This is a genomic window from Pseudomonas sp. SORT22, assembly GCF_018417635.1.
Classification (GTDB): Bacteria; Pseudomonadota; Gammaproteobacteria; order Pseudomonadales; family Pseudomonadaceae; genus Aquipseudomonas.
The window spans coordinates 5,316,252-5,338,335 of the sequence record NZ_CP071007.1; the positions used below are offsets into that span (position 1 = coordinate 5,316,252).

Sequence of the window (22,084 nt, forward strand, 5' to 3'; positions counted from 1 at the left end):
TCCAAACCAGAAAAGGCGGCTCCCATTCGATGAGGTCGCCTTTTTTGCTGACTCCACCGCGTTATGGAATCTGAAATGACCGACCAGACTACCCGCCTGCCGATCCGCCGCGCCTTGATCAGCGTCTCCGACAAGACCGGGATCCTTGAATTCGCCCGTGAGCTGCAACAGCTCGGCGTCGAGATCCTGTCCACCGGCGGCACCTTCAAGTTGCTCCAGGACAATGGCGTTGCCGCGGTGGAAGTTGCCGATTACACCGGCTTCGCCGAAATGATGGACGGCCGGGTCAAAACCCTGCACCCGAAAATCCACGGCGGCATCCTCGGCCGTCGCGGTACCGACGACGCCATCATGGCCGAGCACGGGATCAAGCCGATCGATCTGGTCGCGGTCAACCTCTACCCGTTCGAAGCCACTATCTCCAAGCCGGGCTGTGACCTGCCGACCGCCATCGAGAACATCGACATCGGCGGCCCGACCATGGTCCGCTCGGCGGCCAAGAACCACAAGGACGTCGCCATCGTGGTCAACGCCAGCGACTACGGCCAGGTCCTGGAAAGCCTCAAGGCCGGTGGCCTGACCTACGCCCAGCGCTTCGACCTGATGCTCAAGGCATTCGAGCACACTGCAGCCTACGACGGCATGATCGCCAACTACATGGGCACCGTGAACCAGGCCGCTGAAACCCTCAGCACCGAAGGTCGCAGCGAATTCCCGCGGACCTTCAACAGCCAGTTCACCAAGGCCCAGGAAATGCGCTACGGCGAGAACCCGCACCAGAGCGCGGCGTTCTATGTCGAGGCCAAGCCGGCCGAAGCCGGCATCGCCACCGCGGTGCAGTTGCAGGGCAAGGAGCTGTCGTACAACAACGTGGCCGATACCGACGCCGCGCTGGAATGCGTGAAGAGCTTCGTCAAGCCGGCCTGCGTCATCGTCAAGCACGCCAACCCGTGCGGCGTGGCGGTCAGCCCCGACGCTGAAGGCGGTATCCGCCAAGCTTACGAGCTGGCGTACGCCACCGATACCGAATCGGCGTTCGGCGGCATCATCGCCTTCAACCGCGAACTGGACGCCGAAACCGCCAAAGCCATCGTCGAGCGCCAGTTCGTCGAAGTGATCATCGCCCCGAGCGTCAGCGACGAAGCCCGCGCCGTGGTGGCGGCCAAGGCCAACGTGCGCCTGCTGGCCTGCGGCGAGTGGTCGGCAGAACGTGCCGCTGCCTGGGACTTCAAGCGCGTCACCGGCGGCCTGCTGGTACAAAGCCGCGACATCGGCATGATCACCGAGGGCGACCTGAAAGTGGTCACCAAGCGTGCGCCGAGCGAGCAAGAAATCCACGACCTGATCTTCGCCTGGAAAGTGGCCAAGTACGTCAAGTCCAACGCCATCGTCTACGCCAAGAACCGCCAGACCATTGGTGTCGGCGCCGGCCAGATGAGCCGCGTCAACTCCGCCCGTATCGCTGCGATCAAGGCCGAGCACGCCGGCCTGCAGGTGCAGGGCGCGGTCATGGCATCGGACGCGTTCTTCCCGTTCCGTGATGGCATCGACAACGCTGCCAAGGTCGGCATCACCGCGGTGATCCAGCCAGGTGGCTCGATGCGCGATGCCGAAGTCATCGCCGCCGCTGACGAAGCCGGCATTGCCATGGTCTTCACCGGCATGCGTCACTTCCGTCACTGATACCAGGACCTGGTGCCAGGCTCTGTGGGAGCGGGCTTGACCCGCGATTGCGATCTGTCAGTTACAGCGCATCGCGGGTCAAGCCCGCTCCCACAAGAGTCCCGCCAACCAGCATTATCCGAATTAGCTTCATAGAGGTTTTGACATGAACGTTTTGATTATCGGTAGCGGCGGTCGTGAACACGCCCTGGCCTGGAAAGTCGCTCAGGACCCACGGGTCGAAAAAGTCTTCGTTGCCCCGGGCAACGCTGGCACCGCCACTGAAGCCAAGTGCGAGAACGTCGACATCGACGTCAGCGCTTTGGAGCAACTGGCCGATTTCGCCGAAAAAAATGTCGCCCTGACCATCGTCGGCCCTGAGGGCCCGCTGGTTGCCGGTGTCGTCGACCTGTTCCGCAGCCGCGGCCTGGACTGCTTTGGTCCAACCAAGGGCGCGGCCCAGCTGGAAGGTTCCAAGGCCTTCACCAAGGACTTCCTGGCGCGCCACAAGATCCCGACTGCCGACTACCAGAACTTCACCGAGATCGAGCCGGCCCTGGCCTACCTGCGGGAAAAAGGCGCACCGATCGTGATCAAGGCCGACGGCCTGGCCGCCGGTAAAGGCGTGATCGTCGCCATGACCCTGGGCGAGGCCGAAGACGCCGTACGCGACATGCTCGCCGGCAACGCCTTTGGTGACGCAGGTTCGCGCGTGGTGATCGAAGAGTTCCTCGACGGCGAGGAAGCCAGCTTCATCGTCATGGTCGACGGCCACAACGTGCTGCCAATGGCTACCAGCCAGGACCACAAGCGCGTCGGCGACGGCGACACCGGCCCCAACACCGGCGGCATGGGCGCCTACTCGCCAGCGCCAGTGGTCACCGCCGACGTGCACCAGCGCGTCATGGACCAGGTGATCTGGCCGACCGTGCGCGGCATGGCCGAGGAAGGCAACGTCTACACCGGCTTCCTCTATGCCGGCCTGATGATCGATAAAGCCGGTAACCCGAAAGTCATCGAGTTCAACTGCCGCTTCGGCGACCCGGAAACCCAGCCGGTCATGCTGCGCCTGGAGTCGAGCCTGGTGCTGCTGATCGAAGCCGCTTTCGCCAAGGCCCTGGACAAGGTCGAAGCGCAGTGGGATCCGCGTCCGAGCCTGGGCGTGGTGCTGGCTGCTGGCGGCTACCCTGGCGACTACAGCAAAGGCGCGGTCATCCACGGCCTGGATGCTGCAGCGCAGATTGAAGGCAAGGTGTTCCACGCCGGTACCGCGCTCAAGGACGGCCAGGTAGTTGCCACTGGCGGCCGCGTACTGTGCGCCACCGCCATGGGCAGCAGCGTCGAGTCGGCCCAGCAACAAGCCTACCGCCTGGCAGCCGAGATCAACTGGGATGGCAGCTTCTACCGCAAGGACATCGGCTACCGTGCCATTGCCCGCGAACGCGGTGAACACCAGGAGTAAACCGGTGCCTGGTGGCAGCGGCGCGACGAGCGCCCTGCCCCCGGCTCGTCGACAGGGCCCGCCATGGGCCTTGCCTTCGGCTTGGCGCGCCGCGCATAGTTACCATCCGGCATTTGGCTAAGAAGGGATTTCGTCTTGCGTTGGCTCAGGATTGCCATTGGTCTCACCGTCAGCTTGCTGACCCTGCTCTGCCTGTTCCCGGCCGTGGCCGAACAGGGCAGTGGTTGGGCGGTATTGCTTGACGACCAGGCCAGCCTGCAATTGAGCGATGTACGTTCCGAACGCTACCGCAACCAGTTCAGTCCCCTCGAACTCAACGAACTCAACGCTGCCACGCCCGACCAGGCGTTGTGGCTGCACTATCGGCTGGAACCCGGACAGCAGGAAAAACTGCTGCGGGTGTTCGCCCCCGACCTGTCACGGCTGGACCTCTACGCCCTGCAAGGCGACCGGCTGATCAAGCAGATCCACAACGGTCGCCAGAGCGACAGCGGCGACCCTTACCTGCGCAGCAGCGACCATGTCCTGGCCCTGCCCAACAGCACGCAACCGCTGGATGTGTACCTGCGCCTGGTGTCGGAACACCAGCTGCGTCCGGCCATCAGCCTCGAGCCTGCCGCCCAGGCCGCCGCCGACCAGCGCCAGCCGCTGTTCTTCGGCCTGTTGTTCGGCTGCCTGCTGATGCTGATGCTGCACAACCTGATCCGCTTCGCTTACTCACGCTCCAGTACCAGCCTGGCCCTGGCGGTCTACCACGCGCTGATGCTGCTCAGCGCACTGATTCTGCTCAACCTCAGCGGCCCCTGGTGGAGCCTCTGGCATTCGGCACAAACACCGGCGGCCTACCTTACTGCCCTGCTGGCATCGCTGGCCGGCCTGACCTTTACCCTGCGCTTCTTCACGCCTTGCGAGCAACCGCGCCTGAGCCGCCTGCTGCAGGGCGAGATGCTGCTGATCGCGCTGTGCGGCCTGTTGCTGTTGTTCGTCGATACCTTGCCGCTGAACCTGATGACCTATGCGCTGATGGCCGTCGGTAGCCTGAGCATGCTGCTGGTGGCCAGCTACCACTGGTACAAGGGGTATGCCCCGGCGCGGCTGTTCGCCCTGGCCATGCTGGCGTTCAACATCGGTTGCCTGGTGGTGTTGCCGGCCCTGCTCGGCCTGACCCGCACGCCGACCCAATGGCTGCTGTTCATTCTCCTCGGGCTCACCAGTTTCAGCGGCCTGCTGCTCAACCTGGCCGTCAGCGAGCGCTTGCGGCGCATCAGCGAAGAGCGCTTCAGCGCCAGCCGCGAACTGGCCGCCAGCAACGCCGAGATCAACGCCAAGGCCGAGTTCCTGGCCAAGATCAGCCATGAGATCCGCACGCCCATGAACGGCGTGCTGGGCATGACCGAGCTGCTGCTCGGCACCCCGCTGTCGGTCAAGCAACGCGACTACGTGCAGACCATCCACAGCGCCGGCAACGAGCTGCTGACCCTGATCAACGAGATTCTCGACATCTCCAAGCTCGAATCCGGGCAGATCGAGCTGGATGACGTGCAGTTCGACCTCAATGCCCTGATCGAGGATTGCCTGAGTATCTTCCGGGCCAAGGCCGAGCAGCAGAACATCGAACTGATCAGCTTCACCCAGCCGCAGGTACCGCGGGTCATCAGTGGCGACCCGACGCGTCTGCGCCAGGCCTTGCTGAGCCTTTTGGAAAACGCCCTGAAGAAAACCGACCAGGGCGAGATCCTGCTGGTGGTCGCCCTCGACCAGCGCGGCGACAGCCCGCGCCTGCGCATTGCCGTGCAGGACAGCGGCGAACCGATCCCGCCGGGCGAGCGCGAAGCGCTGCTGCAGGCAGAGCTGCACAGCAAGCACTTCCTCTCCAGCAACAAGCTCGGCGGCCACCTGGGGCTGGTCATCGCCAAGCAACTGATCACTCTGATGCAGGGCGAGTTCGGCATCAAGACCAGCCACAACATGGGCAACACCCTGTGGATGACCCTGCCGCTCGACCCGCACCGCCTCGAACAGCCACCCACCGACCTCGACGGCCCGCTGCGCGGCGCCCGGGTGCTGGTGGTGGACGACAACGACACCTGCCGCAAGGTCCTGGTCCAGCAGTGCAGCGCCTGGGGCATGAACGTCAGCGCCGTGCCGTCGGGCAAGGAAGCCCTGGCCCTGTTGCGCACCAAGGCGCACCTGCGCGATTACTTCGATGCGGTGCTGCTCGATCAGAACATGCCGGGCATGACCGGCATGCAACTGGCGGCGAAGATCAAGGAAGACCCGAGCCTGAACCACGACATCCTGCTGGTGATGCTCACCGGTATCAGCAACGCGCCAAGCAAGGTCATCGCCCGCAATGCCGGGGTCAAGCGCATCCTTGCCAAGCCGGTGGCCGGCTACACCCTCAAGACCACCCTGGCCGAAGAGCTGTCCCAGCGCAGCAAGGGCCAGCCGAGTATCCCGGTGCAGACCGGGCTGTCGGCGCCACTGAACCTGCCCAGCGATTTCCGCATCCTGGTGGCCGAGGACAACAACATCTCGACCAAGGTGATCCGTGGCATGCTCGGCAAGTTGAGCCTGGAGCCGGACACCGCCAGCAATGGCGAGGAAGCCCTGCAGGCGATGAAGGCCAACCATTACGACCTGGTGTTGATGGACTGCGAAATGCCAGTGCTCGATGGCTTCTCGGCCACCCAGCAACTGCGCATCTGGGAAGTCAGCAACCAGCGCCGGCGCACACCGGTGGTAGCCCTGACCGCGCACATCCTCGCCGAGCACAAGGAACGCGCACGCCTGGCCGGCATGGACGGGCACATGTCCAAACCGGTGGAACTGTCGCAGTTGCGCGAGCTGATCGAGCATTGGGTGGCGCATCGCGAAGCCGAATCAAGTCAGATTCCAACCCCGTAATTCGCATACACTTGCTCCACATCACCCTTGCCGCGAGCCTCGACCATGCTCCATGAGTTGTTCAGCGTCTACCTGAAAATGCTCGTGCTCTACAGCCCGTTCTTCGTGCTCTCGTGCTTTATCAGCCTGACCCGCGGCTACTCCAGCAAGGAGCGCAAGCAACTGGCCTGGCGCGTGGCAATCGCCGTGCTGATCGCCAGCGTATTGCTATACCTGTTCGGCAGGGTGATCTTCGGCATATTCGGCATCACCGTGGATGCATTTCGCATCGGTGCCGGCAGCGTGCTGTTCATTTCCGCGCTGGGCATGGCCCAGGGCAAGTCGGCGGTGCAGACCGACAACGTGCAGCAGGATGTAACCATCGTGCCGCTGACCATCCCCCTGACCGTCGGCCCTGGCACCATCGGTGCACTGCTGGTAATGGGGATTGGCCAGCCGCACTGGGACGACAAGCTGCTGGCCATCGTCAGTATTGCCATGGCCAGCTTCACCGTCGGCCTGGTGTTGTACCTGTCGAACCGTATCGAGCGGATTCTCGGCGACCAGGGCCTGCAGATTGTCAGCCGTTTGATGGGGTTGTTTGTCTGCGCCCTGGCGGCGCAGATCATCTTTACCGGAATCAAGGGTTACCTGGTGCCCTAAAGCTCCAGTTCAAGAATTTCCCGCAGGGCGATAGTCGCCAGGCTCCGCTCCACCTTGCTTCTGAACTGTTGATCGAACAGACGGGTGTTAAAGCGCACCAGCTCGGCCCTGACCTGCTGGTGCCGGCGTTTACGAAACAGAAAGCCGGCGGTGATTTGCGATTGCTCAAGCTCTTCGTAATACAGCACCATATCCACCGAGCCATTTCGGCCCGGCGCACACGGCAACAACTGAAACACGCCCTGCTCACGCGTACGCCGCTCAAACTGTACCAAGGCCCTGGCGTCCTGCTTGAGCCCCCGCATGGCCAATTCCGTCGAACTTGCATACTGGCTGCCGGCGACGGCCGAGATGGCCTTTAGCGCGCTATCGACAACATCCGAGCGCTCGTTGCCCGGCCAATGGACCTCGCTAGGCGGCACCGCGTCCCAGCCGTAGAACTTCAGTTTGTTCTTGTAATAGCTGAACCAGTCCTGAACCTGGCCCTGCTCGTGGACAAAGCGCGTTTCCTGCTCGGCCTGCAGTATTGCCAGCTGTACCGAGCTGCGCTGCCCCGGCGACAGGCCGGGCATGAACGACATCAGGCTTGCGCCCACTACGGCTACCTGTTGTTCACTCATGGATGCCTCCTGGCAGATTCCTGGTCAACGAAGGATGCTCTTGTTGCTTACGCTCGATCAAAGCTCGCAACTGAACACGCTGCGGCTCGTACTGCTGACCATCCAGATGCGCCACCAGCCCTTTGACCAACACCTCCCCCTGAAACCCCTTGGCAAGCAACGGCCCCTCGATACTGACCTGCTCTACCGGCTCCGACGCATGCAAGGCGATGCTGCACAGGCTGATGACAGGCCCTGGATGAACCAGGCCAATCTCAAGGGCAATACGCGTGCCACACTCGCGCCCCTCGAAAGTGAAGTCGCGAAATTCATCCAGGCTGCTCTGCGTGCCGTTGAGCCTGCCCAAGGCCGCTTCAATGATGCCGTCCGCCGTCTCGTACTGGCTGTCCAGCCACAGGCGCAACGGCTGAATGGGCGCCAGCAACGAGCCGGCGCTTGCAGACTGCGTATCGTGGTAGAACTGGGTGATGATCCACCCCCGCGCCGAGAGTTCCTTTCGGTAACTTCCAAACCAGGCTTGATAGTGCTCGAAGCGCGACCCGGCCAGCTTGTTGGCCCGTAACTGCGAATACAGCAGCGAGTCGAACACCGCCTGGCGCTGGGCAGGCGCCACTTGCGGGGCAATCAACAGCAAGGTGCCGCCCGCCGTGCATACCGAATAGTCATCCGTTTCCATGGTCTTTGCTCCTGCAAAGGCAGGATGGCCCGCCTGACGAGCCATCCCGAACAATCAGATCTCGTAGTCCAGTACGTTATTGATGCTGCGCTCGCCGAGTCTCCCTTCAATGGTGGCGCGTACGCCCTCATACACTGACTTGTTGAACGACAGTGCTGCAGAGCCGGTGTAGAACTCGGCAGAGCTGCTGTTCCATTCCAGAACGAAGACATCCAGGTCCTTGGCAGAGGTGTCCGAATGTAGGCAGCTCATGGCCAGGACCACTTCACCCTCAGAGGTTTCGATACAGGAGGCCAGACCGATGGTGGCGGTTTTTTTGTTTTTGACGTTGCGATCAAACAGCTTCTGCGCCTGCTCGACCTGCCCCAGCTTTGCCAGCGCATCGCCAGTCAGCTTGTTCAGCGCCACACCGACGGGGCCGCCCATCACCGCAGTGCCTATCGCGCCCAGCGCCTTGGAGGCGACGGCACCGACAGTCAACGTCTTGGAGGAAGTAAATTCGCGCTCATAGCTACGACGTGCGGTGACCCAGCCACAGTCCTGCAGAACTTTAAGAAACTGCTTGAACCAGGCTTCACCCTGGCCTTCCTGGTCATACAGCTTGCTGGCCACCAGCGATGCGAACTGGTAAGAGTTTTTCACGTCGGTGCGGCTTTGCACGGACATGCCGGCACCAAACGCCATCAGCGATTGTTCCAGAACTGCAGCGGTATTGGTGCTCAGAATTTCGGCGGTGTCGTTCATCTCGAATAGTCCTTTTCATGAAGCCCCGGTCGCTATCGACGGGGGGCTTCACGCTATTCGAGACGGCCGCTTCAATCAGGATCGAAAGCCTTCCACGGCAGCATCAATGCTGCGGTGGATACCAACGCGGGGTATAGACCCACTGACCACCGTCTGCGCGGGCAAACTCGCAGGTCGTCGAGGATCCGACCAGCACCATGGTGCGCATATCGACCATGTCCGTTTGCAGCTCACCGAGACTGACCACCCTCAGTGTCTGACCCGGCCTACCGATGTCGCGGCCAAGGACTACAGGAGTCAGCTCGGCTCGATGCTGGCGGACAATTTCCAGGGCCCGCCCGAGCTGCCACGGCCGCGAGCGCGAGATCGGGTTGTAGAAGGCCAGCGCCAGGTCGGCCTGGCAGGCCAGGTCCAGGCGCTTCTCGATGATCGACCAGGGCTTGAGGTTGTCCGACAGCGACAGCACGCAGAAGTCGTGGCCCAAGGGAGCGCCGGCCTGCGCTGCAGTTGCCAGGGAAGCGGAAACGCCGGGCAGCATTTCCAGCTCCACTGCGTGCCAATCCGGATCGTTCGACTCGTGCAGCGCTTCGAGCACCGCCGCGGCCATGGCGAACACACCAGGGTCGCCCGAAGACACCACCACTACCGAACGCCCTTGCGCCGCCAGCTCGAAGGCATGCCGGGCACGCTGCATCTCTTCGCGGTTGTCGGTGCAATGCAGCACCTGATCGGCACGGAACGGCCCGGCCATGCGCACATAGGTTTCATAGCCGAGCACATCGTTGGCTCGAGCAAGCTCGGCCTTGACCGCAGGCACCATCAAGTCGGCAGCGCCAGGGCCGAGACCGATCACCGCCAGGCGACCGCGGGCGCGACCGATCTGCTGCGGGTCGATCGGCTGGTTCGAGACCACGATGGCCAGGCCGTCAGTCACTGGCTGCGGTGGCAGCAATTGCGGCATTACCTGAGCCGCCAGGGCACTGGCATCGCCGGCACCCGGGGCAAAGCGCAAGTCCACGCCCAGCTCGGCAGCAGCCGCGTGCAGGGCCGGGTTGGCCATGTGCGGCTCTGCGGCCAGCAGGCAAGCCAGCGCCGGCTCGGCAATCCGCGCCGCCTGCAGGGCATCGCGAATGGCCTGGGCCAGTTCCGGCAGCACTTCGCTGACCGCGACCATGACACAACGCGGGTAGATCACCAGCTCATTGGCCGAGGCTGCACGGGCATCACAACCAACATGAATCGCCAGGTGCGCCTGCTCGCTTTGCGGCAGCTGCGCCTGTTCAAGCCAGGGCGCAGCGCCGTCGATACGCACGCTTTCGCCGGCCAGCAGGTCGGAGACGAAACGCTTGCCCAGCTCAAGGTCGGCCAGGGCATAACCGCTGGGCGGGTTGAGCAGGCAGGTACCGAAACGTAGCTCGCCACTGGTGGTGATCGCCGCCGCCACACCCAGGCCGGCGCCGATTTCCCGGGCCATGCGATTGACCCCGCCGAGCCCGCCGAGCAGCGGCACCACAGCGCTGCCATCCTCGGCCACCGCCAGCACCGGCGGCTCGGCGCCCTTCTCCAGCAACAGGCCGGCCAGGGTGCGGATGACGATACCGGCAGCGCACAGGGCGATGATCGGCGTGTCTTGCTGATAGAGCTGGCGCACGGTGGCGCCGAATTCCTGGTAACTGCGGTCGGCGCCTTCGACCCGGCCCTCAAGGCCATGGATCAATGCGTCCGGGTACAACTGCTGGATCTTGCGGGCAGTGGCCAGGCTGCCGTTGCCAAGGATGACAATGGCCGGGGCTTTACGGGTCATCAACCTTGCCACCTTTCACCGGGCACGATGATCAGCGAGAAGTACGGCGAGGACTGCGGATCGACCTGGTCCAGGGCGACGATCTTCTGGTTGGCCATGGTTGCCCGCTCCACATACAGGGCACGCTCGGCCAGGCCGAGCTCGGCCAGCACATCGCGAACCTTGGGGAAGTTACGCCCAAGTTTCATGATCACCGCGGCATCGGCATCGGCCAGGCGGCGCTTGAGTTCGTCATACGCCAGCACGCCGGAGAGTACCGACAGGCTCTGGTTGCGATACACCAGCGGCGCACCGAGCACCGAGGCGCCGCCGAGCATCGAGCAGACCCCCGGGATCACTTGCGCATCGTAGCGCTCGGCGAGGCGGTCGTGCAGGTACATGTAGGAGCCGTAGAAGAACGGATCGCCTTCGCAGATCACCGCCACATCGCGGCCGGCATCCAGGTGCGCGGCAACCTCAAGGCTGGCGGCATCGTAAAAGTCGCTGATGACCTGTTCATAAGACAACGGCGCCGGCAGCACCTCGGTGGTCACCGGGTACACCAGCGGCAGCAAGGTCTGGGCTTCCTGCAGATGGCTTTCGATGATGCCGAAGGCGTTGCCGCGCTTGCCCTTGGCGACAAAGTAGGCCACCACCGGCGACTCGCGCAGCAAACGCAGCGCCTTGACGGTAATCAGTTCTGGATCGCCGGGGCCAACGCCCAGGCCCAGCAAACGTCCACGAGCCTGCATCATTCGACCTCCGTGGCCAGGGCATTGACCGCGGCGGCGGCCATGGCGCTGCCGCCCAGGCGCCCTTGCATGATCACGAACGGCACGCCACGGCTGTCGGCAGCGAGCATCGCCTTGGACTCGGCGGCGCCAACAAAGCCCACCGGGAAGCCGAGAATCAACGCCGGTTTAGGCGCGCCAGCGTCGAGCATTTCCAGCAGGTAGAACAGCGCAGTCGGCGCGTTGCCGATAACTACCACGCTGCCTTCCAGGTGCGGCCGCCACAGCTCCAGGGCCACCGCCGAGCGGGTGTTGCCCAATTCTCGGGCAAGTTCCGGCACCTGCTCGTCGCGCAGGGTGCAGATCACCGGGTTGTTGGCTGGCAGGCGTGCACGGGTAATACCCTCGGACACCATCCGCGCATCGCAGAGGATCGGCGCGCCGGCGGCCAGGGCATCACGCCCGGCCTTGCCGGCACCCGGGGAGAACTGCAGGCCATCGATTGCATCGACCATGCCGCAGGCGTGTATCACGCGGACCGCAAGCTTTTCCAGATCGGCCGGGATGCGATCGAGCCGGGCTTCCTCTCGAATGATCGCGAAGGAATTGCGATAGATCTCCTGACCATCGCGGATGTAATCAATCATCAAGGGTGCTCCGTGAGCAGGCGTCTAGCAGTGCGCCGGCTTCTTTTAGTGTGAGGTTGCGTGCGCGCAGGCGGCCGAAGCCCGGCTCGGTTGCGTCACGCAGGTACAAGTCGTAGTGGCCGGGGCTTTGCGCCAGCAAGGTGGCGGGCGCCACGTGGGCCATGGCGCACGAGCGCAGGCAGCCGCTCAAGTGCACGCTGGCCGGTGCTCCGGGTGCCAGCATGGTGGCCAGCAGGCGCGCATCGCCCTTGGTTTCGGCCTGGCCTTTGGCGCAGCCGGCGCAACCGGTGCAGGCGACCAGGCGCGCCAGTCGATCATGGGTCGAGACCAGCAGCCCCAATCGGGCCAGGCCGTCGACCACTTGCCCGGCATGATGGTGGCCAATGTTGGGCAGCAGCACGCCCTGCCAAGGGGTCATGCGCAAGGTGCCGTCGCCCTGCTCCCGTGCCAGCCGGGCCGCAGCGCGCAGCATCGAAGGGTTCAGACGCCCCAGGGGCGCTGCCGAACCGACGGCGCTCAGGCCGTGTTGCAGCTGTGGATAAATCCCCAGATAGCCCGCCGTTACCGGCGAGCGACGCCACTGGCAAACCGCCGCATCCGCCCGCACCGGCAAAACCAGCCCGGCGATAAACGCCTCGGGCGTATGTTCGCTGAGCAACTGGCGCATCCGCGTCTGCTCTGGCCGGGCCAGATCGAGAAAGCGCTTGAGTACCGCCAGTACCAGTTCGTGCCCGCGTGTCAGGGGTACAGCACCCAACGGCGCATCCGCGGCCGGGCAACCGGCAAGGCCGAATGCCAGCCACAGTTCGTCGTCAAGCTTCAGCGGGCTGAGCCACAGGTCATGGGGGTGTTCAAGCATCGCCAGGGCCTCGCCGCCATCCAGCTGCACGGCGAACTTGGCCGAGAGCTGATGAAAACGCGGGGTGGTTTCCAGCGACTGCAGCACCTGCTGCGCCAAAGGCCGGGTATCGAACAGCATCTGCCGATCAAGGCCGGCGACGGGGCTGAGCATCAGGTTGCGCACATCGTCGCCGGCGGCCTCGCGCGGGCCCAGGCCTGCGGCCAGCAGCCCTTCGATCAGCCCGGCGTGGTCGCCGCCGATGCCGCGAATCTGCAGGTTGCCACGGTTGGTGACTTCGATTTCACCACCGGCATAACGCTCGGCCGCAGCGGCCACGGCCTCGGCCTGAGCCGCCGTCAGCGCCCCGCCGGCCAGCTTGATCCGGCAGATGCCGCCGTCCAGCGCCTGGACGATGCGCCACAACCCCGGACAGGCCGAGGGACGCAGCGAAGCTTGGGGCTGGTGGGCCGATACAGGCTGGTTCAAAAGGTCACCCGGCAATCGTGAAAAGGCACTTCAGTGTAGAAGGCGCGGTATTATGCCTGCTTTGTCCGAAGGCATGAAAAGCCTGCCGGTCGGATTGCGTTGAATTGAGGAAATCCATGTCGCCCTGGCTGACAATAGTAGGTATCGGTGAAGACGGCTTCAGTGGCCTGGGCAAGCAGGCCCGGCGCGCGCTGCTGGGCGCTTCACGGGTGTTTGGCGGCCAGCGCCAGCTGGACCTGCTGCCGCACTGCATCAGCGGCGAACGCCTGCTGTGGCCCAGCCCGTTTTCCCTGGCGCCGGTACTGGCCCTGCGCGGCGAGCCGGTGTGCGTGCTGGCCAGCGGCGACCCGATGTTCTATGGCGTAGGCGCAAGCCTTGCGCGCCAGCTCGACGTCAGCGAAATGAACGTGTTGCCGATGCCCTCTTCCTGCGCCCTGGCCGCCGCCCGCCTGGGTTGGCCACTGCAGGAGGTGCTGACGCTCTCGCTGGTGGCGCGGCCGATCGCTGCGCTCAACGCCCACCTGTACAGCGGCGTGCGCCTGCTGGTGCTGAGCAACGATGGCAGCAGCCCGGCCGCGATCGCCGCCCTGCTGCGCGAACGCGGTTTCGCGCTGAGCCGCCTGCAGGTCTTCGAGCACCTGGGCGGCAGCGCCGAGCGGCGCCTCGAGGGCACTGCCGCGCACTGGCCGCACCCGCAAGTTGCCGACTTGAACCTGGTCGCCATCGAATGCCTGGCCACGCCCGATGCACCGCGCCTGTCGCCGCTTGCCGGTCTGCCAGACAGCGCCTTCAGACACGACGGCCAGCTGACCAAGCGCGATGTGCGCGCCATCACTCTGGCGCGCCTGGCCCCGCAGCCGGGCGAACTGCTCTGGGATGTCGGCGCCGGCAGCGGCTCGATCGGTATCGAGTGGATGCGCGCCCACCCCAGTTGCCGGGCGTTGGCGATCGAGTCCGACGAGGGCCGCCAGCAACTGATCGAACACAACCGCGATGCCCTTGGCGTGCCTGGCCTGCAGTTGATTCGAGGTCGTGCGCCGATGGCCCTGCAGGGCCTGGAACGCCCGGATGCGATCTTCATCGGTGGCGGCGTGACCCGCGAAGGCGTGCTGCAACACTGCTGGCAGCAACTGCGCCCGGGTGGCCGCCTGGTGGCCAATGCCGTGACCCTGCAAAGTGAACTGGCGCTGGTCAACTGGCGCGAGCAGCATGGCGGCGAGCTGACCCGCATCCATATCGCCCAGGCGCAACCCCTGGGCGAGTTCGACACCTGGCGCCAGGCCCTGCCGATCACCCTGCTAGACGCGGTCAAGCCTGCCGATGCGTGACGAAACCCGCGAACAACCCGCGCCACTGCGCAGCGGCCTGACCACTGGCAGTTGCGCCACCGCCACTAGCCTGGCGGCGGCGCGGCTGCTGCTGGGCGGCCAGAGCAACGATGCGGTGCAGATCACCTTGCCCAAGGGCAAGGTGGTGCAGATGCGCCTGGAGTTTTGTCGCCTGCACGAGGACGGCGCCGAAGCCGGCACCCTCAAGGATGCCGGCGATGACCCGGACGTGACCCACGGCGCCCTGCTCTACAGCCGCGTGCGCCTGCAGGCCGAACCCGGTGTGCGCTTTGTTGCCGGCCACGGCGTCGGCACGGTGACCCGCCCAGGCCTGGTGCTCGGCGTGGGTGAACCGGCGATCAACCCGGTACCACGCAGGATGATGACCGAGCACCTGCTGCGCCTGGCCGCCGAATTCGCCTACAGCGGCGGCTTCGAGGTCACGGTAAACGTGCAGGACGGCGAAAGCCTGGCGCTGAAGACCATGAACCCGCGTCTGGGCATTCTTGGCGGCCTGTCGATCCTCGGCACCAGCGGCATTGTCCGGCCGTTCTCCTGCTCGGCCTATATCGCCTCGATCCACCAGGGCATCGACGTGGCCAAGACCAACGGCTACCAGCACATCGCCGCCTGCACCGGCAATGCCAGCGAAGACACCATGCGCCGGGTCTACAACCTGCCAGAAATCGCCCTGATCGAAATGGGCGACTTTGTCGGCGCGGTGCTCAAGCACCTGCGCAAGGTGCCTGTGGATAAACTCAGCCTGTGCGGCGGCTTCGGCAAGATCAGCAAGCTGGCCGCCGGGCACATGGACCTGCACAGCCGCCATTCGAGCATCGACCTGCCGCAACTGGCCGACTGGGCTGCAGCCATTGGTGCCGACCCGGCGTTGCAAGACGCTATTCGCCAGGCCAACACCAGCCAGCAGGCCCTGGCCCTGGCCAGTGCCGCCGGCGTTGCCCTGGGCGATGCGGTCTGCGCCCACGCCCTGGCCTTTGCCCGTAGCGTGGTGCCGGCGCAGGTGCAGGTGGAAGTGTTCGCCATTGATCGTCAGGGCGGCATCGTAGGCCATGCGGGGGGCTTTGCATGACGCGCATCCTGTTGCTCGGCGGCGTCACCGAGGCGCTGGCCATTGCCCGCACCCTGGGCCCACAGCACGTCTACAGCCTGGCCGGGATCGGCCGGGTGCCTACTGACCTGGACTGTCAGGTACGGGTCGGCGGGTTTGGCGGCGCCGAGGGCCTGGCCGCTTACCTGCGCGCAGAACGCATCGACCTGCTGATCGACGCCACCCACCCCTATGCCGCCCGCATCAGCGCCAACGCCGCCCACGCCGCGCAACTCACCGGTGTGCCGTGCTGGGCGTTGCGCCGCCCGGCCTGGCAAGCCCAGGCCGGCGATGACTGGCGCGAGGTGAGCGACTGGGCCGAACTGATCGACGCCCTGCGCCCGTTCCAGCGCCCGCTGTTCACCCTCGGCCGTGAGCCGTTGCAGCATCTGCACGAAATTCCCGCCCATCAATTCTGGACCTTGCGCGCCCTCGAAGCCTGCCCCGGCAATGCACGCTGCGAAGTGATCGGCGCCCGCGGGCCGTTCCACCTGGAAGACGAACGAGCGCTGTTCGAGCGTCGGCAGATCGATGTGCTGATCAGCAAGAACAGCGGCAGCGGGGCGACCGAGCCTAAATTGCAAGTGGCACGTGAGCGCAGCCTACCGGTACTGGTGCTTCGCAGGCCTGACCTCCCTCCCGCCACTCGCAGTTTCTCGACGGTTCAAGCACTGCTGCAAGCACTTCAGTGAGTATTTTCCAAGGGCAAAGGCATATCCCGTTGACAGATGTCGGCGCTCTTTTAAACTTGGATATACATTTGGCATATACAACGAGGTGGATCATGGAGCAAGGTGCCGTCTTCAAGAGCAACCGCAGCCAAGCTGTGCGCCTGCCCAAGTCCGTAGCCCTGCCAGAGGATGTCAAACGCGTGGATATAGTCGCAGTGGGGCGAACCCGAATTATTTCTCCCTCCGGTGAAGCCTGGGACAGCTGGTTCGAAGGTCAGGATGTCAGCCCGGACTTCATGGCCGAACGTGAGCAAGACACCGATCAGGAGCGTGAGGGGTTCTGATGCTCAAGTACATGCTCGATACCAACATCTGCATCTTCACCCTCAAGAACAAGCCTCTGGTCGTACGTGAAGCATTCAATCGCCATTACGGCCAACTGTGCATCAGCACAGTGACGCTGATGGAATTGATGTATGGCGCTGAAAAATCCGCTGCACCTGAACGCAATCTTGCCGTAGTCGAAGGATTCGCCGCACGCCTGGAGGTCCTCAGTTACGATGACCGTGCTGCGGCTCACAGCGGTCAGTTGCGTGCAGAGTTGGCCCGAGCCGGAACACCGATTGGCCCCTATGACCAGATGATTGCCGGACATGCGCGTTCATTGGGGTTGCTACTGGTAACCAACAACATCCGCGAATTCCAGCGTGTTCCTGGGCTGCGCGTGGAAGACTGGCTCAACCCCGCTCAATAGCCCATCGCCCTCTGAGTGCCTTAAACTACCCCCTCCTCCCCCCGGAAGACCTCACCCATATGGAAATGCAATGGTGGATCTGGCTGGTATTCGGTTTCGGCCTCGTAGTGCTCGAACTGGTCCTGCCAACCTTCTTCATCCTCTGGTTCGGCATTGGTGCCGTGCTGGTTTCGTTCATTGCCTTCCTGGCGCCGAGCCTGCAGCTCGATATGCAGGTGCTGCTGTGGGTGGTGTTCTCGTCGATCACCACGCTGCTGTGGTTCAAGGTGTTTCGCAGGAAGCAGCCGGACACCCGCTGGACTGCCGATAGCGTGATCGGCGAAGTCGGCCTGCTCACTGCCACGGTTTCCGAATTTCACAAGGGCCGCGTGCGCTTTCAAAAGCCGATTCTCGGCAATGAAGAATGGGTGTGCGTCGCCGATGCCGAGATCCCGGCCGGCGAGCGCGTGCGCCTCACTGCCATCGAAGGCAATACCGCCCGGGTTGCCCGGGCCTGATCAGTAAAAGGAAGCATTGACTCATGACCAGCCTTATCGTCGTCGGCACCATCGCCGCATTCGCCCTCATCACCCTGTTCAAGGGCGTGCGCATCGTGCCCCAGGGCGAGGAGTGGATCGTCGAGCGCCTGGGCCGCTACCACAGCACCCTCAAGCCGGGCCTGAACCTGCTGATCCCGTACATGGACGTGGTCGCCTATCGCCTGCCGACCAAGGACATCATCCTCGACGTGCAGCAGCAGGAAATCATCACCCGCGACAACGCGGTGATCGTCGCCAACGCGCTGTGTTTCGCCAAGGTCGTCGACCCGCAAAAAGCCGCCTACGGCGTGCAGGACTTCAGCTTCGCGGTCACCAGCCTGACCATGACCTCGCTGCGCGCCATCGTTGGCGCCATGGACCTCGACGAAGCGCTGTCGAGCCGCGAGCAGATCAAGGCGCGCCTGCGCGAAGCGATGTCCGAGCAGACCGAAGACTGGGGCGTGACCGTGCGCTCGGTAGAGATCCAGGACATCAAGCCGTCGCAGAACATGCAGGCGGCCATGGAGCGCCAGGCCGCCGCCGAGCGTGAGCGCAAAGCCGACGTCACCCGCGCCGAGGGCGCCAAGCAGGCCGCCATTCTCGAAGCCGAAGCGCGCCAGCAGGCGGCCAAGCTCGACGCCGAGGCGCAGATCAACCTCGCCGAAGCCTCGGCGCGTTCCATCACCCTGGTTCGGGACGCGGTCGGCACCGAAATCACCCCGGCCATGTACCTGCTCGGCGAGCGATACATCGGCGCCATGGAAAGCCTTGCCAGCAGCGACAACGCCAAGGTGGTGGTGCTGCCGGCCGACCTGCAGGAAACCGTGCGCGGCCTGATGGGCCGCAACAAACAGGCCTGATGCGAACCGGGAGTGCGGCACTTCACCGCACCCCCGGTAATTTTTCCTATACTGGGCGCTACAATAGCCACCTCTGATTCCTGACCGGATCTTTCCATGTCCCCATATCGGCCCGCCATCGCCTGGATTGCCTGCTTCGCAGTGCTGTTCAATCTGCTGGCCATGCCGTTGGCGTCCGCAGCCCCCAAGGGCCCGGCCGAACAACTGCTGTGGGGGGCCTTCTGTTCGAGCGTCGGGGCCAAGGCCAATCCGGCAATCATGGCCCTGGGCAAGATCGACCTCGGCCAGCAAGGCGATGACCATTCGAACATGCAGCACTGCTGGTGCTGCTCGGGCGCCGCGCCGTTGCTGGCGCTTCCCGGGCATGCGCCGCAACTGAGCAAACCGCTGGCCCTGTCGATCGGGCTCGAACCGCTGCTCACCGCCTATCAACCCACGCCACGCCAACAGTGGCCGGCCCTCAACCCCCGCGCCTCCCCTCTGGTCTGAGTTCACTACGCTACCTGTTGCGAACCTGAATCGACTGGAGAATCACCATGTTCAAGAACGCCCTGCTGCTGGCCGCGCTGATGCTGCCGGCGACCTTTGCCACTGCCCATGAATACACCGTCGGCGAGCTGCATATCGCTCACCCGTGGTCGCAGGAGTTGCCGCCGAACGCGCCCAACGTTGCCGCCTATTTTGTCGTGCATAACAACGGCAAGAGCGCCGACACCCTGACCGGCGTCGACAGCCCGATCAGCGACGATGCCCAGCTGCACGAGCATGTGCACAAAGATGGCCTGATGAAAATGCAGCAGGTAATGAGCGTCGAAGTGCCTGCAGGCGGCGAGCTGAAATTCGCCCCCGGCGCCTACCATGTGATGCTGATGCAGCCCAAGGACCGCAGCCTGCTGGCTGACGGCAAGCGCTTCCCGCTGACCCTGCATTTCAAGCACGCCGGTGACATCACCGTCGAGGTCGCGGTGCAAAAACAGGCACCCGACGAGGCAGCCGCTCACAATCACTGATCGCTGAAGGCTGCCCGGCGTGACTAGCGCCCGCAGCAGGTTCACCCGCCCCGCACGTCCTGGTTCCAGGACGCTTCGCGGCAGCTGGCTGAGCCTGTTTGCCATGTTGATGATCTTTATCGGCCCACTGGTTTCCCAGTCGATGCCGATGGATCACCGTGCCATGCCGCCAGGCATGAACATGAGCATGGCCATGGACAGCGCCGCCGATTGCCATGCCGACAACCATCACGGCGGCAGCCCGGCGCTGAAGGTGATCTGGGAGAAGTGCGGTTACTGCAGCCTGTTCTTCCATTGCCCGGCGCTGCCCCAGGCCCTGAGCCTGCTCAACACCGAAGCCGTACCCGCCAGCAACCGGCTGATCGTCTACCCGCGCCAGGGCCATGCCCGGCAGACGGTATTCCCCGGCGCCCGCAGCCGCGCGCCGCCACCCTTCATCGTCGTCTGAGTTCACTCCCTGCGCCCGAAGTCCGGCATCAGCCGTCGACTGCGCGCACCCTTATGACTGATCGATGTTGGAATCATTATGTCCGGCTGCACCGCTGTTTTTCGTCTGTCCCTGCAAGGGACCATCGCCGTGATCTACGGCACCCTGCTCAGCCCTCTGGCCCTGGCCGCAAGCCAGGCCGAAGACGCACATGTCCATGACCAGGCCGAGCTGAGCCCGACGGTGATCACCGCCGTGGCCCCGAGCTCGCCGCTGACTATCGTCACCAACCCCAAGGACCCACGCCAGCCGGTGCCGGCCAGCGATGGCGCCGACTACCTGAAAACCATCCCCGGCTTCTCGGCCATCCGCGCCGGCGGCACCAATGGTGACCCGGTGCTGCGCGGCATGTTCGGCTCGCGCCTGAACATCCTCACCAACGGCGGCGTAATGCTTGGCGCCTGCCCCAACCGCATGGACGCCCCGACCTCGTACATCTCGCCGGAGACCTACGACCGCCTGACCGTGATCAAGGGCCCGCAAAGCGTGATCTGGGGCCCGGGCGCATCGGCCGGGACCATCCTTTTCGACCGCGAGCCGGAAAAATTCGGCGAGCTGGGCAGCCGCGTCAACGCCAGCCTGCTGGGCGGTTCCAACGGCCGCTTCGACAAGGTTCTGGATGCCGCCGCCGGCAATCGCTACGGCTATGCGCGCTTCGTCGGCAACCAGTCGCGCTCGGACGACTATGAGGACGGCAATGGCGACACCGTGCCGTCGCGCTGGGACAAGTGGAACGGTGACGTCGCCCTGGGCTGGACCCCGGACGCCGACACCCTGGTGGAACTGACCGCCGGCAAGGGCGACGGTGAAGCGCGTTATGCCGGGCGCGGCATGGACGGCTCGCAGTTCAAGCGCGAAAGCCTTGGCCTGCGCTTGGAGAAGTCCAACATCGGCGAAGTCTTCGACAAGCTCGAAGCCCAGGTCTACTACAACTACGCCGACCACGTGATGGACAACTACAGCCTGCGCACGCCCTCGGGCATGGGCATGATGGGCATGCCGATGGTCAGCAACGTCGACCGCCGCACCCTTGGCGGGCGCGTCAAGGGCACCTGGCGCTGGGATGACCTGCAACTGATCAGCGGCATCGACGCGCAAACCAACGAACACCGCCAGCGCAGCGGCATGGGCGTCGATGTGCACAAGCACATGGCCTGGACCAAGGACGCCGACTTCCACAACTACGGGGTGTTCGGCGAGCTGACCTGGTACGCCGCCGAACAGGAACGGCTGATCACCGGTGCGCGCCTGGACCGCGCCTCGGCCAAGGATTACCGCGCCACTAGCGCCACCGGTGGCGACACCCGCGCCGATACCCTGCCCAGCGGCTTTATCCGCTACGAGCATGACCTGGTGGATATCCCCGCCACCACTTACCTCGGCCTCGGCCACGCCCAGCGCTTCCCCGACTACTGGGAGCTGTTCTCGCCCAAGTCCGGCCCGGCAGGTTCGGTCAATGCCTTCGACAGTATCAAGCCGGAGAAAACCACCCAGCTCGACTTCGGCATCCAGTACCAGACCGACACCGTCGACGCCTGGGCCTCGGGCTATGTCGGGCAGATCCGCGACTACATCCTCTTCGACTACCGGCCGGGGATGATGGGCATGCCAAGCTCCCAGGCGCAGAACATCGACGCGCGGATCATGGGCGGCGAACTGGGCGCGGCGTACAAATTGACCAGCAACTGGAAAGCCGACGCTACCCTGGCCTACGCTTGGGGCAAGAACAGCAGCGACGGCAAGGCACTGCCGCAGATGCCACCGCTTGAAAGCCGCCTGGGCCTGACCTACAGCCGTGATGTGTGGAGCGCCGGGGCCTTGTGGCGCCTGGTGGCGGCGCAGAACCGCATCGCCGAAAACTCCGGCAACGTGGTAGGCAAGGACTACGAGAAGAGCGGCGGTTTCGGCGTGTTCTCGCTGAACGGCGCCTACAAGGTCAGCAACAACCTCAAGCTCAGCGCCGGGGTCGACAACCTGTTCGACAAAGCCTACGCCGAGCACCTGAACCTTGCGGGCAACGCCGGCTTCGGCTACCCGGCCACCGACCCGCAGCCGATCAACGAGCCGGGGCGTACGTTCTGGACCAAGGTCGACCTGAGTTTCTGATCCAACCCGGGCGCGATCGTTGATCGCGCCTTACCCAGGCA

At 64.3% G+C, this 22,084-nt stretch carries 22 protein-coding genes; 15 read left to right on the plus strand and 7 right to left on the minus strand.

The window, feature by feature from the left end:
• The first annotated feature begins 75 nt into the window (after positions 1–75).
• The 4 genes from purH to tspR all read left to right on the plus strand — a co-directional run bounded on the left by purH (position 76) and on the right by tspR (position 6,673).
• Entirely contained in the window at positions 76–1,683 is a 1,608-nt protein-coding gene (purH, locus tag JYG36_RS24390) for a bifunctional phosphoribosylaminoimidazolecarboxamide formyltransferase/IMP cyclohydrolase (RefSeq protein ID WP_045196998.1), read from the plus strand.
• A gap of 145 nt (positions 1,684–1,828) precedes the next feature.
• A complete protein-coding gene (gene purD / locus JYG36_RS24395; protein ID WP_213602567.1) occupies positions 1,829–3,124 on the plus strand; it encodes a phosphoribosylamine--glycine ligase in 1,296 nt (431 codons plus the stop codon).
• Between the two features lie 135 nt (positions 3,125–3,259).
• The gene (locus JYG36_RS24400) at positions 3,260–6,031 is read left to right on the plus strand and encodes a hybrid sensor histidine kinase/response regulator (RefSeq protein WP_045196995.1); all 2,772 of its coding nucleotides are present in this window, start codon (positions 3,260–3,262) and stop codon (positions 6,029–6,031) included.
• 45 nt (positions 6,032–6,076) lie between these two features.
• Positions 6,077–6,673 (plus strand): type III secretion system genes modulator TspR, encoded by a 597-nt coding sequence (gene tspR, locus JYG36_RS24405; RefSeq protein ID WP_093376541.1) that lies wholly within the window; start codon positions 6,077–6,079, stop codon positions 6,671–6,673.
• Here the strand turns inward: tspR and JYG36_RS24410 are convergent.
• The 7 genes from JYG36_RS24410 to cobG form a co-directional block, all read right to left on the minus strand.
• Positions 6,670–7,293, minus strand: a complete 624-nt coding sequence (locus tag JYG36_RS24410) for a hypothetical protein (RefSeq protein ID WP_093376545.1) — start codon at positions 7,291–7,293, stop codon at positions 6,670–6,672. The two genes, tspR and JYG36_RS24410, sit on opposite strands and share 4 nt — an antisense overlap.
• Positions 7,286–7,969, minus strand: coding sequence for a hypothetical protein (locus JYG36_RS24415; RefSeq protein WP_213602569.1), 684 nt, complete (start codon positions 7,967–7,969; stop codon positions 7,286–7,288). The genes JYG36_RS24410 and JYG36_RS24415 overlap by 8 nt, the downstream gene beginning before the upstream one ends.
• 54 nt (positions 7,970–8,023) lie before the next feature.
• Positions 8,024–8,713 (minus strand): hypothetical protein, encoded by a 690-nt coding sequence (locus JYG36_RS24420; protein WP_213602571.1) that lies wholly within the window; start codon positions 8,711–8,713, stop codon positions 8,024–8,026.
• Positions 8,714–8,816: 103 nt separating this feature from the next.
• A complete protein-coding gene (gene cobJ, locus JYG36_RS24425) occupies positions 8,817–10,517 on the minus strand; it encodes a precorrin-3B C(17)-methyltransferase (RefSeq protein WP_213602573.1) in 1,701 nt (566 codons plus the stop codon).
• On the minus strand, positions 10,517–11,248 hold the full coding sequence (locus JYG36_RS24430) for a precorrin-2 C(20)-methyltransferase (protein WP_213604495.1): 732 nt from the start codon (positions 11,246–11,248) through the stop codon (positions 10,517–10,519). The genes cobJ and JYG36_RS24430 overlap by 1 nt, the downstream gene beginning before the upstream one ends.
• Positions 11,248–11,874 carry a precorrin-8X methylmutase gene (locus JYG36_RS24435; protein WP_123565000.1) on the minus strand — a complete coding sequence of 209 codons (627 nt, stop codon included), beginning with the start codon at positions 11,872–11,874 and terminating at the stop codon, positions 11,248–11,250. Before JYG36_RS24435 ends, JYG36_RS24430 begins: the two co-directional genes overlap by 1 nt.
• Positions 11,867–13,201: a precorrin-3B synthase gene (gene cobG / locus JYG36_RS24440; RefSeq protein ID WP_283817167.1), complete on the minus strand. Its 1,335-nt coding sequence runs from the start codon at positions 13,199–13,201 to the stop codon at positions 11,867–11,869. Before cobG ends, JYG36_RS24435 begins: the two co-directional genes overlap by 8 nt.
• 116 nt (positions 13,202–13,317) lie before the next feature.
• On the opposite strand from cobG, the gene cbiE reads away from it, so the two are divergent.
• From cbiE to JYG36_RS24495, 11 genes are all read left to right on the plus strand, one after another.
• Entirely contained in the window at positions 13,318–14,529 is a 1,212-nt protein-coding gene (cbiE, locus tag JYG36_RS24445; RefSeq protein ID WP_195885584.1) for a precorrin-6y C5,15-methyltransferase (decarboxylating) subunit CbiE, read from the plus strand.
• On the plus strand, positions 14,522–15,619 hold the full coding sequence (locus JYG36_RS24450; protein ID WP_213602575.1) for a cobalt-precorrin-5B (C(1))-methyltransferase: 1,098 nt from the start codon (positions 14,522–14,524) through the stop codon (positions 15,617–15,619). Before cbiE ends, JYG36_RS24450 begins: the two co-directional genes overlap by 8 nt.
• Positions 15,616–16,329, plus strand: coding sequence for a cobalt-precorrin-6A reductase (locus tag JYG36_RS24455; protein ID WP_213602578.1), 714 nt, complete (start codon positions 15,616–15,618; stop codon positions 16,327–16,329). Before JYG36_RS24450 ends, JYG36_RS24455 begins: the two co-directional genes overlap by 4 nt.
• A 92-nt stretch (positions 16,330–16,421) precedes the next feature.
• On the plus strand, positions 16,422–16,652 hold the full coding sequence (gene vapB, locus JYG36_RS24460; protein ID WP_093387177.1) for a type II toxin-antitoxin system VapB family antitoxin: 231 nt from the start codon (positions 16,422–16,424) through the stop codon (positions 16,650–16,652).
• Positions 16,652–17,062 carry a type II toxin-antitoxin system tRNA(fMet)-specific endonuclease VapC gene (gene vapC, locus JYG36_RS24465; protein WP_213602580.1) on the plus strand — a complete coding sequence of 137 codons (411 nt, stop codon included), beginning with the start codon at positions 16,652–16,654 and terminating at the stop codon, positions 17,060–17,062. Before vapB ends, vapC begins: the two co-directional genes overlap by 1 nt.
• Before the next feature lie 59 nt (positions 17,063–17,121).
• Positions 17,122–17,559 carry an NfeD family protein gene (locus JYG36_RS24470; RefSeq protein ID WP_045196974.1) on the plus strand — a complete coding sequence of 146 codons (438 nt, stop codon included), beginning with the start codon at positions 17,122–17,124 and terminating at the stop codon, positions 17,557–17,559.
• A 23-nt stretch (positions 17,560–17,582) separates the two neighbouring features.
• Positions 17,583–18,440, plus strand: coding sequence for an SPFH domain-containing protein (locus JYG36_RS24475; RefSeq protein ID WP_045196972.1), 858 nt, complete (start codon positions 17,583–17,585; stop codon positions 18,438–18,440).
• Positions 18,441–18,536: 96 nt separating this feature from the next.
• A complete protein-coding gene (locus JYG36_RS24480; RefSeq protein ID WP_045196971.1) occupies positions 18,537–18,929 on the plus strand; it encodes a DUF2946 domain-containing protein in 393 nt (130 codons plus the stop codon).
• Between the two features lie 47 nt (positions 18,930–18,976).
• Positions 18,977–19,450 (plus strand): copper chaperone PCu(A)C, encoded by a 474-nt coding sequence (locus JYG36_RS24485; protein WP_045196966.1) that lies wholly within the window; start codon positions 18,977–18,979, stop codon positions 19,448–19,450.
• Between the two features lie 19 nt (positions 19,451–19,469).
• Positions 19,470–19,898 (plus strand): DUF2946 domain-containing protein, encoded by a 429-nt coding sequence (locus tag JYG36_RS24490; protein WP_093376587.1) that lies wholly within the window; start codon positions 19,470–19,472, stop codon positions 19,896–19,898.
• Between the two features lie 78 nt (positions 19,899–19,976).
• Entirely contained in the window at positions 19,977–22,043 is a 2,067-nt protein-coding gene (locus JYG36_RS24495) for a TonB-dependent copper receptor (RefSeq protein ID WP_213602581.1), read from the plus strand.
• The last annotated feature ends 41 nt before the right edge of the window (positions 22,044–22,084 follow it).

What these genes read in the sequence shown, in the direction of transcription:
- purH (WP_045196998.1), top strand. Translation starts at nt 76, where the DNA reads ATGACCGACCAGACTACCCGCCTGCCGATCCGCCGCGCCTTGATCAGC.
- purD (WP_213602567.1), top strand. Translation starts at nt 1,829, where the DNA reads ATGAACGTTTTGATTATCGGTAGCGGCGGTCGTGAACACGCCCTGGCC.
- tspR (WP_093376541.1), top strand. Translation starts at nt 6,077, where the DNA reads ATGCTCCATGAGTTGTTCAGCGTCTACCTGAAAATGCTCGTGCTCTAC.
- JYG36_RS24410 (WP_093376545.1), bottom strand. Translation starts at nt 7,293, where the DNA reads ATGAGTGAACAACAGGTAGCCGTAGTGGGCGCAAGCCTGATGTCGTTC.
- JYG36_RS24415 (WP_213602569.1), bottom strand. Translation starts at nt 7,969, where the DNA reads ATGGAAACGGATGACTATTCGGTATGCACGGCGGGCGGCACCTTGCTG.
- JYG36_RS24420 (WP_213602571.1), bottom strand. Translation starts at nt 8,713, where the DNA reads ATGAACGACACCGCCGAAATTCTGAGCACCAATACCGCTGCAGTTCTG.
- cobJ (WP_213602573.1), bottom strand. Translation starts at nt 10,517, where the DNA reads ATGACCCGTAAAGCCCCGGCCATTGTCATCCTTGGCAACGGCAGCCTG.
- JYG36_RS24430 (WP_213604495.1), bottom strand. Translation starts at nt 11,248, where the DNA reads ATGCAGGCTCGTGGACGTTTGCTGGGCCTGGGCGTTGGCCCCGGCGAT.
- JYG36_RS24435 (WP_123565000.1), bottom strand. Translation starts at nt 11,874, where the DNA reads ATGATTGATTACATCCGCGATGGTCAGGAGATCTATCGCAATTCCTTC.
- cbiE (WP_195885584.1), top strand. Translation starts at nt 13,318, where the DNA reads ATGTCGCCCTGGCTGACAATAGTAGGTATCGGTGAAGACGGCTTCAGT.
- JYG36_RS24450 (WP_213602575.1), top strand. Translation starts at nt 14,522, where the DNA reads ATGCGTGACGAAACCCGCGAACAACCCGCGCCACTGCGCAGCGGCCTG.
- JYG36_RS24455 (WP_213602578.1), top strand. Translation starts at nt 15,616, where the DNA reads ATGACGCGCATCCTGTTGCTCGGCGGCGTCACCGAGGCGCTGGCCATT.
- vapB (WP_093387177.1), top strand. Translation starts at nt 16,422, where the DNA reads ATGGAGCAAGGTGCCGTCTTCAAGAGCAACCGCAGCCAAGCTGTGCGC.
- vapC (WP_213602580.1), top strand. Translation starts at nt 16,652, where the DNA reads ATGCTCAAGTACATGCTCGATACCAACATCTGCATCTTCACCCTCAAG.
- JYG36_RS24470 (WP_045196974.1), top strand. Translation starts at nt 17,122, where the DNA reads ATGGAAATGCAATGGTGGATCTGGCTGGTATTCGGTTTCGGCCTCGTA.
- JYG36_RS24475 (WP_045196972.1), top strand. Translation starts at nt 17,583, where the DNA reads ATGACCAGCCTTATCGTCGTCGGCACCATCGCCGCATTCGCCCTCATC.
- JYG36_RS24480 (WP_045196971.1), top strand. Translation starts at nt 18,537, where the DNA reads ATGTCCCCATATCGGCCCGCCATCGCCTGGATTGCCTGCTTCGCAGTG.
- JYG36_RS24485 (WP_045196966.1), top strand. Translation starts at nt 18,977, where the DNA reads ATGTTCAAGAACGCCCTGCTGCTGGCCGCGCTGATGCTGCCGGCGACC.
- JYG36_RS24495 (WP_213602581.1), top strand. Translation starts at nt 19,977, where the DNA reads ATGTCCGGCTGCACCGCTGTTTTTCGTCTGTCCCTGCAAGGGACCATC.